The sequence below is a fragment of the Butyricimonas hominis genome, assembly GCF_014287455.1.
Classification (GTDB): Bacteria; Bacteroidota; Bacteroidia; order Bacteroidales; family Marinifilaceae; genus Butyricimonas; species Butyricimonas muris.
The window spans coordinates 291,723-308,547 of record NZ_JACOOH010000005.1 but is presented as its reverse complement, the minus strand read 5'-3'; the positions used below and the strand labels follow the sequence as shown (position 1 = coordinate 308,547).

The following is a 16,825-nucleotide window of genomic DNA, read 5'->3' as shown; positions in this document are numbered from 1 at the left end:
CTCCTATTTTGTTAAAACTATTCCAACACGAACGTGAATATATCCGTCAGAATAGCCGAATGACCTTCATTTTCAACTTTCAACGAAACCGTGTAACACCCCTCGGGCGAATCGACTTTTGCATCAACGTACATCCGTCCACCACCGATCACAGTCAGATATTTGGTAAAATCCTCTGCGGCCTCCTGTCCATTAGAGCTCTTCACTCCTGCAAGTGAATAAGTTAATGGTTCTGTACCCAAAAGTTGCTCTACTTGGGAAGTCACCCATGGGATTGTCACATCAATATCCTCTTCATCAAGGTTCGAGAAACGAGTAATTCTCAACGTATCTTGCGTATAAGATGCATCATCCGTGAACAAAAAACCAACAGCAACATCGCTACACCTCATGAATGCCAACGCCATGAACAACATGACAAAATATAATAGTCCTCTTATCATCTCTATTCATTTTAAATGTACTTAAACTGAAAACTATACCCCAAAGCCTGAACAACGCCATTATTCGTTTGTATATCAGTCGAATAAATCCTATTAACCGCCGTTCCCCCACGAGCGAAAAAATGTAAAGAAATTTCACCCATATCCGGCACTCCCTCGAAAGGTTGTTGATAAGTCCACATGAACAAGCGTCCTCCCAGCGTTCGATACTCGATACCGTCACTCTCCTCTCCCGTATACTCATCCCTCTTTCCCCGGGGCACATCTGCTAGCATAACACGTTGAGGTATAATCAACTTCGAAAGTGTATTTTGACAAAATTCCACCGGAATATCGGTCACTTTTTCATATCCATTTTCTATCATATACAAACGGATACTGTAATTAGTCACACCCAAGAAAGTAATTTGCTCGTGCTCACCTTTTCCTTCGAACAAATCTTTCAATCCGGCATGTTCAATCATGATAATTGTGGAATCCCAATCCCAAGGTTGTGTATGTAAATATTCCCACATCGAACAATCATGAACACCATTCGCCAACTCGCCTTCATGATAATTCCACTTCGTGCACGATCCCAATAACACGATCAATGCAACCCCTTTTAATAAATATATTAATTTTGCCATTGCCAATAAGTATTTTGAGTCATCAACGTATTTTTAGTAAACGCACCCACGCCAACCGGCGCGTACAACGCTCCATTTTTCACATCTTGATCTGTTAGAGTCGTGAAATTACCATACAACACCTCTTTCCAATAACCGTTACGAACAATATCGAAATAATATTGCCCTTCACCGAAAAGCTCGCGTCTTCGCTCATCAAAAATTTCCCGACGCAAAGATTCTTTATCTTTGGAACCCGTGTAATCTCCCAACTCCGCACGATATCGAACCGTATTTAAATCATTTACAGCCGTTGCCATCTCCAGATTCACGCGACACTCCGCTCTCAACAAGATCAAATCGGCCAATCGCCAAATGACCCAATCGCCATCCGTCGCGATAACGACTTCACCAGCCCACGATGTCACCTCCTCACTCGTCTGCTTAATCACGTCCCTCCACTTGGCAATATGCGCATAAGGGGTTACCTCACGTCCCACCTCGATCTCTTCCTCTGTTTCCTCATCATACTCATACACGGGATAAGTCAATTCTCCCAACTCGAACCAGAATTCTCTCCGACGGGCATCGCTCTCTTCCGGATAAATGTTTTTAACCGTCTCCACGGTAATCTTTACATATTCATCCCAACTATCATTTACAATATTAGCAATCGCCGCTTCATCTGTCGTCGTGTAAGGATAACTCATCAACATCTGTCCCGGCAACTCGGTCTTCAATTCTGACCACCATTTGCGATCAACATCCAAAGGATCATTATCAATACAAAAAATCGTTTCCCTGCTATTCCGATTCGCACCGAACACGTTTGAAACCAAGCCATCCATACTCTCCAACTCGTACACACCGCATTTACCGTCAATCACTTCCGACGCATACCGTTCCGCTTCCTCCCAGTACTCTCTTTCATGAGTCAAGCCTCCTAACCAAGCATAAATATTCGCCAATAACGTATTTACCGTTCCAAGACTCGCGTATTGCTTGGAAGTAATCTTACTCCCGTTAGCATTAATCAATTTATCATGAGTAGGAAGCGTCAAAGCCAATTTTGCCTCTCTCAACGCTTCGTTCAAAACTTCCAACGCCGTTTTCTTACCTTCCGGTTCAATGGATTCCGAACTTTTGGCAATAGGAGCATCCCCCCAGATTTGAGCTAACCGAAAATAAGCAAGAGCTTTAGCGAAATGAGCTTGCCCTAACCAAAACTCCGTGCGCTCTTTTGAAATATTTTCAAAGCGGTATTCGTTTTCCAGCATCACATTTGCCAAGTAAATCACGTTATAAAATTCCCCCCACTCTATATCCAACACCATGCTCTCGTCAGCCAAATAAGTAAATGGATCCAACGTGCGGAATCCCTCGTAATACATCCCGACATTATCCGCATCAATCGAAATATAAAAATAGGGTTGAGTTCCCATACAAACCGACTTCATGGAAGCCAAGATGCCATTATACATCGCTTCAACTTCACTCTCGTTCTTGAAATAATTAACGAAAGTCACCGAATCTTCCGGCTCAACCGTCAACCAATCATTACATGAAAGCAATGGAATAAACAATAATAATATTAATAATTTCTTCATTGGGCTACATTTTAAAAATTAACCGTTAATCCAATAGTAAATTTCCGAGGTAACGGGTAAGAATTCAAATTATCTTTTCCAGTCTTAAGATCTATCAATTCCGGATCCAACCCCGAATAGTTAGTCAACGTGAACAAATTCTCTCCCGTGATAAAAACACGCGCCCCGGATATACCGATTTTCTTTGCGATATTCTGGTGCAAATTATAACCTAATGTTAATTGTTTCAAGCGTATAAAACTTACATTCTCTATATCACAATCATACAAACCACTATATTGATTCGGTTCGTAATAATACTGTGCTTTAGGATAATCCGCTTTTTTAGAATCTGCCCCGTTCCAAATATTCACGTCATTCATATCAACAAACAACGGTCTTCCCGCTTTGGAAGGCTCTAACGCCACGTCATCATAAAGTTTCAACACGTGACGCCCCAAAGAGTAATTAAAGAATATATTCAAATCAAAGTTTTTCCAACGCAACTCGTTTATCCAACCGCCATGAGCTATAGGTAGCGGACTAGCTGCATAATACATATCTACATCCTGTCCGATTCTTCCATCTCCATTCAAATCGAGAATCTGTCGGCTACCCGGTGTAAACACAGCATACATAGCATTCCCATATAACGGTTGAGGCTCTCTTTGTGCATTATAATAAACAGGCACTTCATCAAACGAACTGTAAAAACCATCCGTTTTATACACTTTCAGCTGATTCAAGGGTTTACCTATCACTTGATTTTCGAAATCAAAACCGTCCGCACTCTTCTCAAAACGATTCCAGTTCCGTGAAAGATTATACTTCATTCTCCATTTCACCGCCGTATTTCTCAAAATATCGGCTTCCAATTCCAATTCTATACCTTGATTCGAAATCGCCATCCCGTTTTGCCACTGAAAACCATGGAAATAAATATTTCCCGGCAACTCTATCCGATTTAATTGACCTGTCGTATAGCGATAATAATAATCCAAAACCAAACGCAAACGGTAATCGAAGAAACTCAAATCCAACCCTAAATCATATTGATCCGTCTCTTCCCAACTTAATTTCTTATTGATAACCCCTCCACTAATATCGGGAACAATACCGGCTGAGCCATGGAACGTTCCACTTGCCATCAATAATCCTTGCGACAAGTAACGTTGCCCGAACTTTTGCCCGGAAGTACCCCAGCTAGCTCGAATTTTACCGAAACTCAACCAATAACACGATTGCATGAATGCCTCATCCGAAAATGTCCAACCGATAGCAAAAGCGGGAAAGGTTGCCCAACGCACATTCTCCCCGAAGACAGAAGAACCATCCCGACGAATAGTCGCCTCAAACATATACTTCTCTTTGAAATTATATGTCAAACGCCCGAAATAACTATTCATACGCTCCTCCGAAAAAGAAGATTCATACTCAAACGCAGACTCGTAAAAAGGATCTCCCTCTCCTGACACATTCGTGTTATTCAACCCGTAATTACCACCCCATCCGGTTCCCACGTAATGTATTTTATCATTGGGACCGTTTTTCCCAGTTCCTTTATTATTAAAAGACTGATCTTTTTGGAACGACAACCCTAACATAACATTAAAATTATGCTTATTCAAATAACTAAAGGAATAAGTCAATAAATTCTCGTTCAATATCGACAAATCTCTCGAGATTGTCCCTTTTGATTCCGAAAAATGAGTATAAGCATCTAAACTGGCTGGTTTAAAAGTATTCTGATTCTGCTGGTTATAATCAACTCCCGCTGAAACCTTCAAATGCAAATTACGAATCAATTCGTAATCAAAAACCATATTATAACGCAAAGAATAACTCTGATTTTTCTCCGAAACCTCATTCAACTTCTTGGCCATACTCATCCCGAATTCACCTCCTCCCGGCAACAAAGTCGATGTCTTTTTCGGGTCAGAACTAACGCTTTCTATTTTTTGAGCACCATGTCCGGCATTAGAGCCTCGACTACGGTCACTATACGTAAGTCCCAACTGCGTATCCATACGCAAACGTTTAGTCGGATACGCCGTTAAATTGGAAATCACATTAAAACGCGTAAATCCGGTATTAATAACAATCCCCTCCTCATCATAATAACCGGCACCCACAATATAACGTACATTATCGTTACCACCGGAGGCCTGTATATTGGCATTAACCACGTTAGCGGTTTGATAATTCAACCGATACCAATGAGTTGAATTATTATAAAAAGCATTCAAACTATCCTGCAAAACGATTGCATCCTGACGAGTGGATGCGTTACCCCAGAACCAATCGTACATCGGACCATTCGGTTTTCGAAGACTCAATACCTCTTCATAAGAAGTCGGCATCTTCCACTTTCCATCGGCAGTCTTATAAGGCAATACCGTATTGCGCAAAGCATTCAAATGGTACATTCTCTCGTAACTTCCCCCGTACTGCACGGGTGCTTTAGGCAACCAAGATGCGGAATACGATACATTCACGTTAAACTGGGCTCTACCGGCACGCCCCTTCTTCGTGGTAATCAAAATTACCCCGTTACCGGCACGAGAACCGTAAATTGCCGCGGAAGCCGCATCCTTCAACACCTCAATAGACTCAATCATCGAAGGATCCAAATCAGACAGTGTATTTGCCCCGGTAACAGCCGAAGTAAAGGATTGCATCGGGATTCCGTCAATCACGTACAAAGGAGTACCGTAGCCCCTGTCTGAGCCTTCTCCATCCACAAACAACGAATTGTAACCTCTAATCGCCACAATCGCACCACCACCACCGGGAGAACCGGAAATATTATTTACCTCGACACCCGCCATGTGCCCCTGCAGCAAATTCTCCAGACTATGCGTCGGCAATTCCTTCAAATCATCCCCCTTCACGGAAGATATAGCACTAACCACCGTACGTTTCTTCTGGGAACCGTAAGCAACCACCTGCACCTCATCCAACCCGGATATATCCTCCTGCATCTTCACAACCAACAACTTATCTGCAGTGTAAGCCACTTTCTGGGTCTTAAACCCGATAAAAGAAAACACGAGATACCCTTTTTCTTTGGGTAACGGCAATACAAAACGTCCTGCCGTATCCGTTGCCGTTCCCACTTGAGTACTATCCAGCATCACGGTAACCCCGGGCATAGGCACATTCTTCTCGTCAACCACCTGCCCCTTGATGATATACGTCTTTTTCTTATTATCATCCGCAGCCGCACGAATAATTACCACGTTATCATCATAAGAGAAAGTCAAACCTAACGAAGGCAACCATTCCTTCAACACCTCATCCAAAGACTTGTTTTCCACCTTCAAACTCACCTTCCCTTTTTGTTGTATCATCTGATTATTATACAGAAAATCACAACCGGACTGTTGACCGAGTTCCGTAAAAACAGTCTTCAACGAAACATTCTCCATCTCCAGATTAATCACGGTTTGCTGTGAATAAACATTCGCTTGCACCGAGATGAAAAAAACAAACTGAAAAAGACAAAACAATTTCATAAAGATTAACATTTTCCGAACAGGAATCTTGCACAAAGCCCTTATTCGAATTCGACTTTTTTGCATACTTTTGTTTTTTAAGATTATACCATGTACAACAACTACCTAACACGCATTTGTTGTACTTTATCTAAAGTTGGGGATTGGGGAATCCCCAACTTTCATTTTTCTTTAATAATTACATTCTTTCCATTTACTTCAAACACCACCAACCCGGTCTGTTCGAGCTTTTCAAACAAACTCACCACCTCATCATACCGTCTCAAACGTCCCGTAAATTCCAATGATTTAACACCCGGGTTCCGATAAAAAACATTCAAATCATACCACAACGCTAACGTCTCCATAATATCCTCCAGCGTCATCTGGTCAAACTTGTAATATCCATCTTTCCACGCCGTGTACAATTTTGTATCCACCTGTTTAACCTCGAACCTACCATCCTCGATATCATAAATTGCCTGTTTCCCCGGGCTCACCTCCACAGACTCCCTTCCATCCGTCAACTGAATTTTCCCCTCTTCCAATGTCGTTTCTATTCTCCCGCGTCCCGGATAAGCCGTCACGTTAAAAGAAGTTCCCAAGACCTGAATCTGCACATCACCTGCCTGCACGAAAAAAGGACGTCGCTCATCTTTCCGAACTTCAAAATAAGCCTCTCCTTTCAACTTAACCTCCCGCTTATCTCCCGCGAAAACAACCGGATAACTAATTTCCGACCCCGCGTTCAAAAACACTTTCGTCCCATCCGCCAGAACGATATTGTACTCCGAGCCCCGGGGAATAACCAATGTATTGAACTCCACCTTTTCGGGAGCCACAGAATCCGTTGACGTATACCTCAAAGTCGCATTCTCATTCGCGATTTGCACGCTATCCTCACGAATAAACTTTCCATCATACTTCTCAAGCTCCACTACCTCCCCCGTGTTCAACTTCAAATGAGCTATACTCGTGTTCACGTTCTGTCGCACATCTCGCGGAACAACTTGATTTTCCTGATTCGTCCCCAGCCACCTGTACAACAACACACTACACAACAAAACAGCTATTGCAGCCGCCACAGAATAACTCCATCGAATTTTCAACTTCCTGCCAACACGTCTGGATACCACCTTCGCCTCTATCTTTTTCATAACGGACGCTCCCCTCGTCCCCGGAGCCTCTTTTACCAACCGGGCACTTCGAAACATCCCCCGTAGCACTTCCACCTCCTTCTCCCCATCATGATCTCGCAACCAAGCCTCCACCTCTTGCCGCTCACTTTCCGACAAGACTTCACCGGACAAATAAGCTGCTATTATTTCACTGATTCTATCATCCATATTAATTCCTTTTCACTAAAGGAACCTAACTATTGATTTCGGGTGACAGCAGATATTATTTTTTTCCTAAAAAAAATAACAACGTCAAATAATCATCCGTTTTCAACGCTTTACGCAAGAATTGCAAAGACCTCCCCATCTGAGTTTTCACCGTGTTAATGCTAACACCTAATTGATCTGCCACTTCTTGATATTTCATACCTTCCATACACACCATATGCAATATGCGCCTACGCTCTTCCGGCAAGGATTCCATCGAACGATACAACTTCTCCACCAATTCCGGATCCACCCCTTCCTCTTCATCATACAGCTCCTCCCGAATCACATCATGTTTATCCTCCCGTCGCCTCGTGTTCCGCAAATAATTCAAACAACCGTGCTTCACAGCAGAATAAAGATAGTTCTCCAAACTACCGCGCAAACTATTAAAACGCCTGTTAGCCCAGAAATCAACAAAACACTCTTGAACAACATCCGCAGCCTCCTCGGCATCCCCCAACAATTGAGTAGCGAACAAAATTAACGGATCATAAAATGAAGCATACAACAAACGAAATCCTTGCTGCTCATTCTTTCTAAATAACAATAATATCTCCTCGTTGTTTCCCATTTTTATGACCAACCTTATTTTCGGGGCTAAAATAACAAAACTCCTTATTTATTTACTCATTTCACACACTTTTTTTAGATTTAACCACCTATCTTAAACAATATTCATGTATCACTATCACCTACCACCCAGAATCATACACGAAAAAAGAGGAGGTGTTTTGACACCCCCTCTTCATCTAATTTATCTTTCTGCAAACCTATTTCTTTTCCTTAATTACAATCTTATCTTCCGCCTTGTCGTATTCCACGTCAAGCTCCGTACCTTCTGCCACGCCTTTGATGATAACCTCTGCCAGTTCATCTTCAAGGTATTTCTGGATAGCACGTTTCAACGGGCGGGCACCGTATTGCGGATCGTAACCTTTCTCGATAATAAAATCTTTCGCCTCTTTCGAGATCGTGATCACCAATCCTAAATCGTTTACCCGTTTGAACAAGCCTTTCAACTCGATATCGATAATCTTGTAAATATCCTCTTTCGTCAAAGAGTTGAACATGATAATATCGTCAATACGATTCAAGAACTCCGGGGAAAACGCATTCTTCAAGGCCTTCTGCACGATACCTTTAGCGTAATCGCTATTCTCGGTCATATCTTGAGAACCGAAACCTATTCCGCGGCCGAAATCTTTCAACTGACGGCTTCCGATATTGGACGTCATGATAACGATCGTGTTCTTGAAATCAATCTTTCGTCCCAAACTGTCCGTCAATTGTCCGTCATCCAACATTTGCAACAAGATATTGTACACGTCCGGGTGAGCCTTCTCGATCTCGTCCAGCAATACCACTGAATACGGTTTCCGGCGTACTTTTTCAGTCAACTGACCTCCTTCCTCGTATCCCACGTATCCCGGAGGCGCCCCGACCAATCGGGAAACGGCAAACTTCTCCATGTACTCGCTCATGTCGATACGAATCAACGCGTCCTCCGAATCAAACAAGTAACGGGCCAGCACCTTCGCCAACTGGGTTTTACCGACACCGGTCGGTCCCAAGAATATAAAGGAACCTATCGGACGATTCGGGTCTTTCAACCCCGCACGATTCCGGTGAATAGCTTTCACGATCTTCTCGATAGCCTCTTTCTGCCCGACAACACTATCCTCCAACTCGTCGTGCATCTGCAACAACTTCATCCCCTCCGTCTTGGCAATACGCTGTACCGGAACTCCCGTCATCATGGCAACCACTTCGGCAATATGCTCCTCGGTCACGGTTACCCGGTTTTCTTCCAGATCACGTTCCCAATTCACTTTCTCGTCCTCCAATTGCTTCAACAACTGACGCTCCTTATCCCGGAAAGCGGCAGCCACCTCGAAATTCTGTTGTTTCACGGCGTCCTTCTTCTTCTCCTTCACCTCTTCCACATCCTTCTCTAACCGCTCGATAATCGGGGGGACATTGATATTGGAAATATGTACTCTCGAACCCGCCTCGTCCAAAGCGTCAATCGCCTTGTCAGGCAAAGCCCGATCGGAAATATATCTCATGGTCAACTTCACGCAAGCCTTGATGGCATCGTCCGTGTAGCGCACGTTATGATGATCCTCGTAACGGGACTTGATATTATTCAAAATCTCCACGGTTTCCTCGACAGAGGTCGGCTCTACCAGTACTTTCTGGAAACGACGTTCCAGAGCCCCGTCCTTCTCAATATTCTGACGGTACTCGTCCAAAGTCGTCGCACCGATACATTGTATCTCCCCGCGAGCCAACGCGGGTTTCAGCATATTGGCTGCATCCAGACTACCTCCGGAGCCCCCGGCACCCACGATCGTGTGAATCTCGTCGATAAACAGGATAATATTCCGGTTCTTCGCCAACTCCGCCAGTATCGCCTTCATTCTCTCCTCGAACTGTCCGCGGTACTTGGTACCCGCCACGATAGAAGCGATATCCAACGAGATCACCCGCTTGTCAAACAGCACGCGGGACACTTTCTTTTGGATGATACGCAAAGCCAGTCCCTCGGCGATAGCCGATTTGCCGACACCCGGGTCACCAATCAATACCGGATTGTTTTTCTTCCGACGGCTCAATATCTGGGCCAGCCGTTCGATCTCCCGGTCACGCCCCACGATAGGGTCAAGCGTCCCCTCCTCTGCCGCCTTCGTGATATCGATACCGAAATTATCCAATACCGGAGTGTCGGATTTCGACGATACCGGACCACCTTGGCGATACGGGTTATACATGGATGCATCATCATCCCCGTCTTCCGGGTCATCCCCCTCGTCGTTAAACTCGGACTGCATCCGCATCTTTTCTTTCAAGACCGCCTCCTTGAAAGTGTCATAGTCAATATCCATTGATTTAAACAGCTTCGTCACGAACCCGGCTTGATTCTTCAAAATAGCCAGCATCACGTGTTCCGAATCCAATTCATCATCTCCCAAATCCCATGCTTCCTCTGAAACACGCTTCAGCACGCTATTCGCCGCCAACGTGAAATCCAATTCCTCCACCTTGTCCGACTTATAGCGTTTACCATCCAGACGTTGCTCTATCTTATCTTTCACCTCGTAAAAATCCAATCCTAAAGACATCAATATATCAACCGCCCTTCCACTTCTCAACTTCAATAAGCCCAGAAACAAATGCTCCGGGTAAATCTTCGAATTACCCAGCCGCTTCGCTTCTTCACCTGCCGAAGTCATGATCTGTTTTAGTCGTCTTGTATCTTCTTTTCCCATATTCTTATACCGCCTTTCACGGTCCTCACTTATTACAATTTTAATCTCGTAAAGGTACTATTTATCATTCAATCTCCAAACTAGAGTTTATAAAATGTCCTCTTCAAACCTTATGAACCTTATAGACTCATTAATGTGTTAAACTCTTTTTCGTTCAAAATAGTTACATTTAACTTCTGTGCTTTTTGCATTTTGCTCCCGGCATTTTCCCCGGCGAGCAGGTACGTGGTCTTACTTGAAACAGAATCACTGACTTTCCCGCCCGCTTTCAGAATAACAGCCTTGTAATGTTCCCGCGGCAAAGAAAGAGTTCCCGTGATCACGAACGTCATGCCCGCCAATTGATCGGACTCTCCCTCTTCTTCCTGTATCATTCCGCTAATACCATATTGCAAAAAGCGTTCCATCATCTCACGGTTCTCGTTTTTCTCGAAATAGCGAACCACACTTCCCGCCATCTGATCGCCGATATCTTCCACTTCCGTCAACTGTTCGAACGTAGCATCCATCAGCACCCGCAGGTCTTTAAAATGCCGTGCCAGATTACGGGAAGCCGTTTCCCCGATATACCTAATTCCAAGAGAATTAATAAATTCCGGCAAATTCCGTTGCTTCGATTTCTCGATCCCGGCAATCAAATTATCCACCGATTTTTCCTGCAAACGATACACGCTTAACGTGTTTATCTTCCGAATAAACTTATCTTTCCCCTGTAAAAAACGATAAACACGCTCGGCATCCTCACGTGACAATTCGTCAGTTTCCGCTATTTCGTCCGCGGTTGCCGTGTAAAGCCGGTAGATATAATCAAACTTAACAGACAGCAATTCAGACTTGTGGAAATCTATTCCCGGTATATCCAGCGCGTAGATCACCGTATCCAACGGTATCATATCGACCTCTCCCGCTTGCTTCAACCGCTCCAGCGGCTCGTTAAAAGGCATCCGGAAATATTCCAGTATCTTGTTGATATTCTTTTCCCTGTCCCCGGGGAACTGCAAGTCCGCCAACGCCAGCAACTCCTCTTTCGTGGCGGAAGCCAATCCCGGAAGCCCCCCGAAACGTCCCGCCAACACCTCCGCATTCTTTGCCGAAATATTCTTCACCCCGATCTCGAAAGCGTATATCACCCTTGACAGCGGTATACTCGTCATCACGTAACTCTCCGGGTACAGAATCTTTTCCAACCCGATCAATTCTGCCCGTTTGGCAGGTAGCGTATAAATATCCGCGATATCCCTAATAAACCCTTTCGTGAGCAGCAAATCAATCGTTTCGCTTCCCATCCCCTCTATATCCATCGCTTTCCGGCTCACGAAATGCTCCAGTTTCCCGGCTATCTGCGGCGGGCAATGATCCTCGTTCGGGCAATAATAATTCGCCTCCCCCTCGTTCCGAATCAATTCCGTGCCACATTCCGGACAACGGGTAATAAATTCAATCGCGGGTGCATCCGGCAATCTTTTCTCCACGTCAACCCCGACAATCTTGGGAATAATCTCCCCGCCCTTCTCCACGTACACCATATCGTGCAAATGCAAATCCAGTTCCCGGATAATATCCTCGTTGTGCAATGAAGCACGCTTCACCGTGGTGCCCGCAATATGCACGGGTTCCAAATTAGCCACCGGGGTGATTGATCCGGTACGTCCTACTTGGTAATCCACGCTCAACAAGCGGGTTTCCACCCGTTCAGCCTTAAACTTGTACGCCACTGCCCAACGGGGCGACTTCGCCGTGTAGCCCAATTGCATCTGTTGCTTGATACTGTTTACCTTAATCACGATACCGTCTATCGGCACCGGCAGATTCTTCCGGTCGACATCCCATTTATGTATAAAATCCAACACTTCGTCCAGAGTACGACACACCTCCATGTAAGGCGGTACATTGAACCCCCACTCCCGCGCTTTCATCAGATTCCCGTAATGCGTGGCTGTCAGCGTGATCTCTCCCGGAACATAATACAAGTAACAATCGAGTTGTCTTTTCGCCACGACAGACGAATTCTGCAACTTCAATGTCCCGGCGGCGGCATTCCGGGGATTGGCGAACAAAGCCTCTCCCGCCTCCAAACGTTCCTCGTTCAGACGGTTGAACACGGCAAAGGGCATCAATATCTCACCCCTTATCTCAAATTCCGCGGGATACCCCTCTCCCTGCATTTTCAAGGGCACTGTCCGGATTGTCCGCACGTTTGCCGTCACGTCATCCCCTTTCACCCCGTCCCCCCGGGTAGAGGCAACCTGCAAATGCCCTTCCTCGTAACGCAAACTGATTGACGTCCCGTCATATTTTAATTCACAAACGTATTCCACCTCATCCCCGCCGATACCTTTACGCACACGCTCGTCAAAATCCCGTATTTCCTGTTCGCTGTACGTATTTGACAATGACATCATTCCATACTTGTGCGCCACTTGCACAAACTCGTTATTCGTATCGTTACCCACTCGCTGAGTAGGCGAATTGGGATCGTACATCTCGGGATGCTTCGCCTCCAAATCCTCCAACTCGCGCATCAACTTGTCAAACTCAAAATCCGATATCACCGGAGCATTCTTCATGTAATACAAATAATTGTAACGCTCCAATTCCTTTCTCAATTCCAGTATTCTCTCTTTTTCCATCATTTTCCAGTTTTTGCCTGCGGCAAGTTACAAGTTGCAAGTTACATTTGCCTACGGCAAGTTGCAGGTTATCATATCGTATCCGGATAAATCCCAACCATTCAATCGTAAATCTAAAATCATAAATCTAAAATCGAACAGCCGTTTCGCAAAGATAATCGTTCTTCGTGGAGTATCATATCAAAAAAAAATATATTTTAGCAGACTATTTACAAGTAAACAAACTACAAGCATACACTTATGAAATATTACTATACACTGAAAAATGCCAGAATCCTCTTCATCAGCATACTATTCACGCTTCTGTTTATTATTCCGGCAAAAGCCCAATTTGTAGACCTCGGGCAAGACCCTTGCAGCACCCGCTGGCGACAAATCAAGACAGACAATTTCCAAATTATCTACCCCGACTTCTTCGAACAGAACGCCCAATACCTCGCCAACATTTACGCGAAACTCTACGCCCATGCCAACACGCTAGGCATCAAAGCAAAAAAAATGTCCATGATCGTCCGGGCAAACGGAGGTATATCCAACGGAAACGCCGGTTGGGCACCTAAAAAAAGTGAACTCTACACGGCTCCCCCGCAAGACGTCAGCGATGATTGGCTGGAACACCTGTGCATACACGAATTTCGCCACGTCGTGCAATACGACAAGGTGAACCAAGGATTCACGAAAGCATTATATTACATTTTCGGGGAACAAATCACCATGGCCGTCATCGGGGTATACGTACCCATGTGGTTTCTGGAAGGGGATGCCACGGTCTTCGAGACCTCCGTCGGTCATAGCGGACGAGGACGCTCCCCCGAATTTCTGAACGAAATGAAAGCCCAAATCACGGAAAAAGGCATCTACACCTATTACAAAGCCGTGCTGGGCTCGTACAAGGATTTCGTCCCGAACCGCTACACACTCGGCTACTACATGGTCGGCAACAGCCGCGTCCACTACGGTCCCGGCATCTGGCAGGACGCGTTGACACGTGTCGGCAAACGCCCGTACGGCATCACGCCTTTTGCCCGTAGCCTGAAACTCACGCTAAACGAAAAGCGGGATTCCTTGTGGAACACCCGACACTTCCAGTCCCTTTTCATCCACCCGGACAGCGTGAAAAAGGCAAACACCTATTGCGATGCCAAACGTACCCTATACCGGGACAACTTCAGCGAACTGCAACAAATCTGGAAACGGGAAGCCGATCAAGTGAACCACTTGTTCGACACCATTCCCACCCGCAATGAACTATACGCGAACTACCACTACCCCGTGCCAACCCCCACGGGCGAAGTCATTGCCTATAAAGAAGGGCTGGCACAGGAAGGTGCCCTCGTGTTTCTTAAACCCGCGGGCGACGAGATAATTACCCGCACGGGTACTTTATACGATTACAAATTCGCATACAACAATCACACACTCGTGTGGTCTGAATACAAGGCGCACCCCCGCTGGCAACAAGGTGGAAAAATGGTACTCGCCACGTATGACCTGCTACGCAACAAATACCGCCGCCATCCGGCTCGCCAGAACCGTTACGCCCCGTTTACCGTGGACGACAACTGGGGGTTCGTCGAGGTCGATAAAGAAAATCAAGCCTCTCTCGTGATCATGGATGCCCGCTTGGAAAAAGAACTTTTCCGCTTGAAAGGAAACGGCACGGAATTATTCGTGCATCCCTCCCACGACGGTCAAGGCAATATCATCACCATCGTTGTCGACACACGCGGCAAACACATCGAATCCGTGAATATACGTACCGGGAAACGCACACCATTGACGGCAAACACACCCTACGAGATTGACAACCCCGTCGCCGCGGGCAACCGGATCATCTACCGGGGAGCCTTCGACACGAACAACTCGTTCTACTGTCAAGATCACCCGAACGATTTCGGTCACAACGCCTTGAACGCCAAATTCGGATTGCGCTATCCCCAACTGTCCCCCGGCAAAGACTCTCTTTATTTCTCGTTCTACACCGCGGACGGTTACAAACCGGCTAAAATAGCCGTCAACAGACTCGAAAACAACCCGATAGAAAAAGAAAAATTCCCTATCGCGAACACCGTGACACAACAGGAGGACTGGCAATTCGCGTTAAATACCGACTCCACCTATATCAGTCGGAAATACAACAAAACCCTCCACCTGTTCAACTTCCATAGCTGGGGCCCCATATTCCCGGATGTTGACGACACGGATGTTGATTTCGGTATTGCCGCCAGCTCACAGAACAAACTCAGCACGCTATTCCTCACTGCCGGATACGTGCGGGGCAAGGGATACAAACACGGTAATTGGCAAGTGAAAGCATCTTACAAAGGATTCTGGCCTATACTGGACTTGGAATTCAAAAGCGGACGCAACGACGACTTGTCCCAATCCTACGTGATAAATGACCAACAAACACAACAGAAAGACACGGTACGCGTGATTTACAAATCACAATACACCAAAGGAACCGCAACCCTGCAATTCCCTTTCAACCTGTCCAGAAAAAACTACTACCGCAACATCATACCTTACGTGAGATACGAATTACAAACCATCCATGACTATCACAACAAAAACGCCTATCTCCTGTCAAACCGCCGTTGGCAATCCATCCCGACCAACCACCCCTACGTCGGTATTATCGGGAAACCGGACAATATCACGCTTCAAATCATGCGCTACGGGCTTATCCTAAGCAACCAAACCCGCATGAGCGAACGGGACATCAACCCTCGCTGGGGACAGCGTTTAACCTTCGGGTACCAGCATACTCCTTTCGAGAATCTGGATTACGGCAATTCGACATGGGTAGAGGGGCGTTTCTATTTCCCCGGCTTCGCTCCCCACCATTCTTTTTCCCTCTATTTGGGACATCAGGACAAATCCCTGAAAGACCGGAGTTATTACAGCAATCAAATCCAGTCGCCCCGCGGGATCTCCCTGTACGGGTATGACCTCTCCACCCTGCACACCACGTACAGGATGCCGATTTGCTACCCGGACGCCCACGTGGGTCCCATCCTGTACATGAAACGAATCACGGCAGCCGCGTTTTTTGATGTCGGGCACGAGAAAAACCAATATTACAAAAAGACATTCTACTCCTACGGTATAGAGGCAACGGTCGATACTCATTTCTTTCGCCTCCCGTTCCCCATGAATCTGGGGTTCCGTTTAGGATACGAAACTAAAAAACAGTCCATGTTCGCGGACATGATATTCTCCGTGAGCTTCACTATCTAAACGACACGTTCCCCCCGACCGAGAGTAGACATGTCAAAACGCTTTTCTCCTGCCCTACTACCCCGTAACAAGGATTTTGGGCGGGTATTGGGCGGCTTGTAGGCGGCATCGCCCACTCATTGCCCACACTTAGCCCACTTATAGCCCACGTTTTAGTAAGAAATAAA

The 16,825-nt window shown here is 45.7% G+C and carries 9 protein-coding genes; 1 reads left to right on the top strand and 8 read right to left on the bottom strand.

Annotated elements, in window-relative coordinates; all coding sequences use genetic code 11:
* Positions 1 to 17: 17 nt before the first annotated feature.
* The 8 genes from H8S64_RS12750 to ligA form a co-directional block, all read right to left on the bottom strand.
* A complete protein-coding gene (locus tag H8S64_RS12750) occupies positions 18 to 443 on the bottom strand; it encodes a hypothetical protein (RefSeq protein WP_141560993.1) in 426 nt (141 codons plus the stop codon).
* A gap of 11 nt (positions 444 to 454) precedes the next feature.
* The gene (locus H8S64_RS12745; RefSeq protein ID WP_186976384.1) at positions 455 to 1,072 is read right to left on the bottom strand and encodes a hypothetical protein; all 618 of its coding nucleotides are present in this window, start codon (positions 1,070 to 1,072) and stop codon (positions 455 to 457) included.
* A complete protein-coding gene (locus H8S64_RS12740; RefSeq protein ID WP_186976382.1) occupies positions 1,060 to 2,658 on the bottom strand; it encodes a RagB/SusD family nutrient uptake outer membrane protein in 1,599 nt (532 codons plus the stop codon). Before H8S64_RS12740 ends, H8S64_RS12745 begins: the two co-directional genes overlap by 13 nt.
* 11 nt (positions 2,659 to 2,669) lie before the next feature.
* The gene (locus H8S64_RS12735; RefSeq protein WP_255469526.1) at positions 2,670 to 6,152 is read right to left on the bottom strand and encodes a SusC/RagA family TonB-linked outer membrane protein; all 3,483 of its coding nucleotides are present in this window, start codon (positions 6,150 to 6,152) and stop codon (positions 2,670 to 2,672) included.
* Between the two features lie 161 nt (positions 6,153 to 6,313).
* Complete coding sequence (locus H8S64_RS12730; protein WP_186976378.1) at positions 6,314 to 7,477, bottom strand: FecR domain-containing protein; 1,164 nt, start codon at positions 7,475 to 7,477, stop codon at positions 6,314 to 6,316.
* Positions 7,478 to 7,532: 55 nt separating this feature from the next.
* A complete protein-coding gene (locus H8S64_RS12725) occupies positions 7,533 to 8,090 on the bottom strand; it encodes an RNA polymerase sigma-70 factor (RefSeq protein WP_186976376.1) in 558 nt (185 codons plus the stop codon).
* A 199-nt stretch (positions 8,091 to 8,289) separates the two neighbouring features.
* Entirely contained in the window at positions 8,290 to 10,788 is a 2,499-nt protein-coding gene (locus H8S64_RS12720; RefSeq protein ID WP_099293507.1) for an ATP-dependent Clp protease ATP-binding subunit, read from the bottom strand.
* A gap of 119 nt (positions 10,789 to 10,907) precedes the next feature.
* A complete protein-coding gene (gene ligA / locus H8S64_RS12715; RefSeq protein WP_186976374.1) occupies positions 10,908 to 13,421 on the bottom strand; it encodes an NAD-dependent DNA ligase LigA in 2,514 nt (837 codons plus the stop codon).
* A gap of 237 nt (positions 13,422 to 13,658) precedes the next feature.
* Here ligA and H8S64_RS12710 point away from each other — a divergent pair, with 237 nt between their 5' ends.
* A complete protein-coding gene (locus H8S64_RS12710) occupies positions 13,659 to 16,658 on the top strand; it encodes a hypothetical protein (RefSeq protein WP_186976372.1) in 3,000 nt (999 codons plus the stop codon).
* The last annotated feature ends 167 nt before the right edge of the window (positions 16,659 to 16,825 follow it).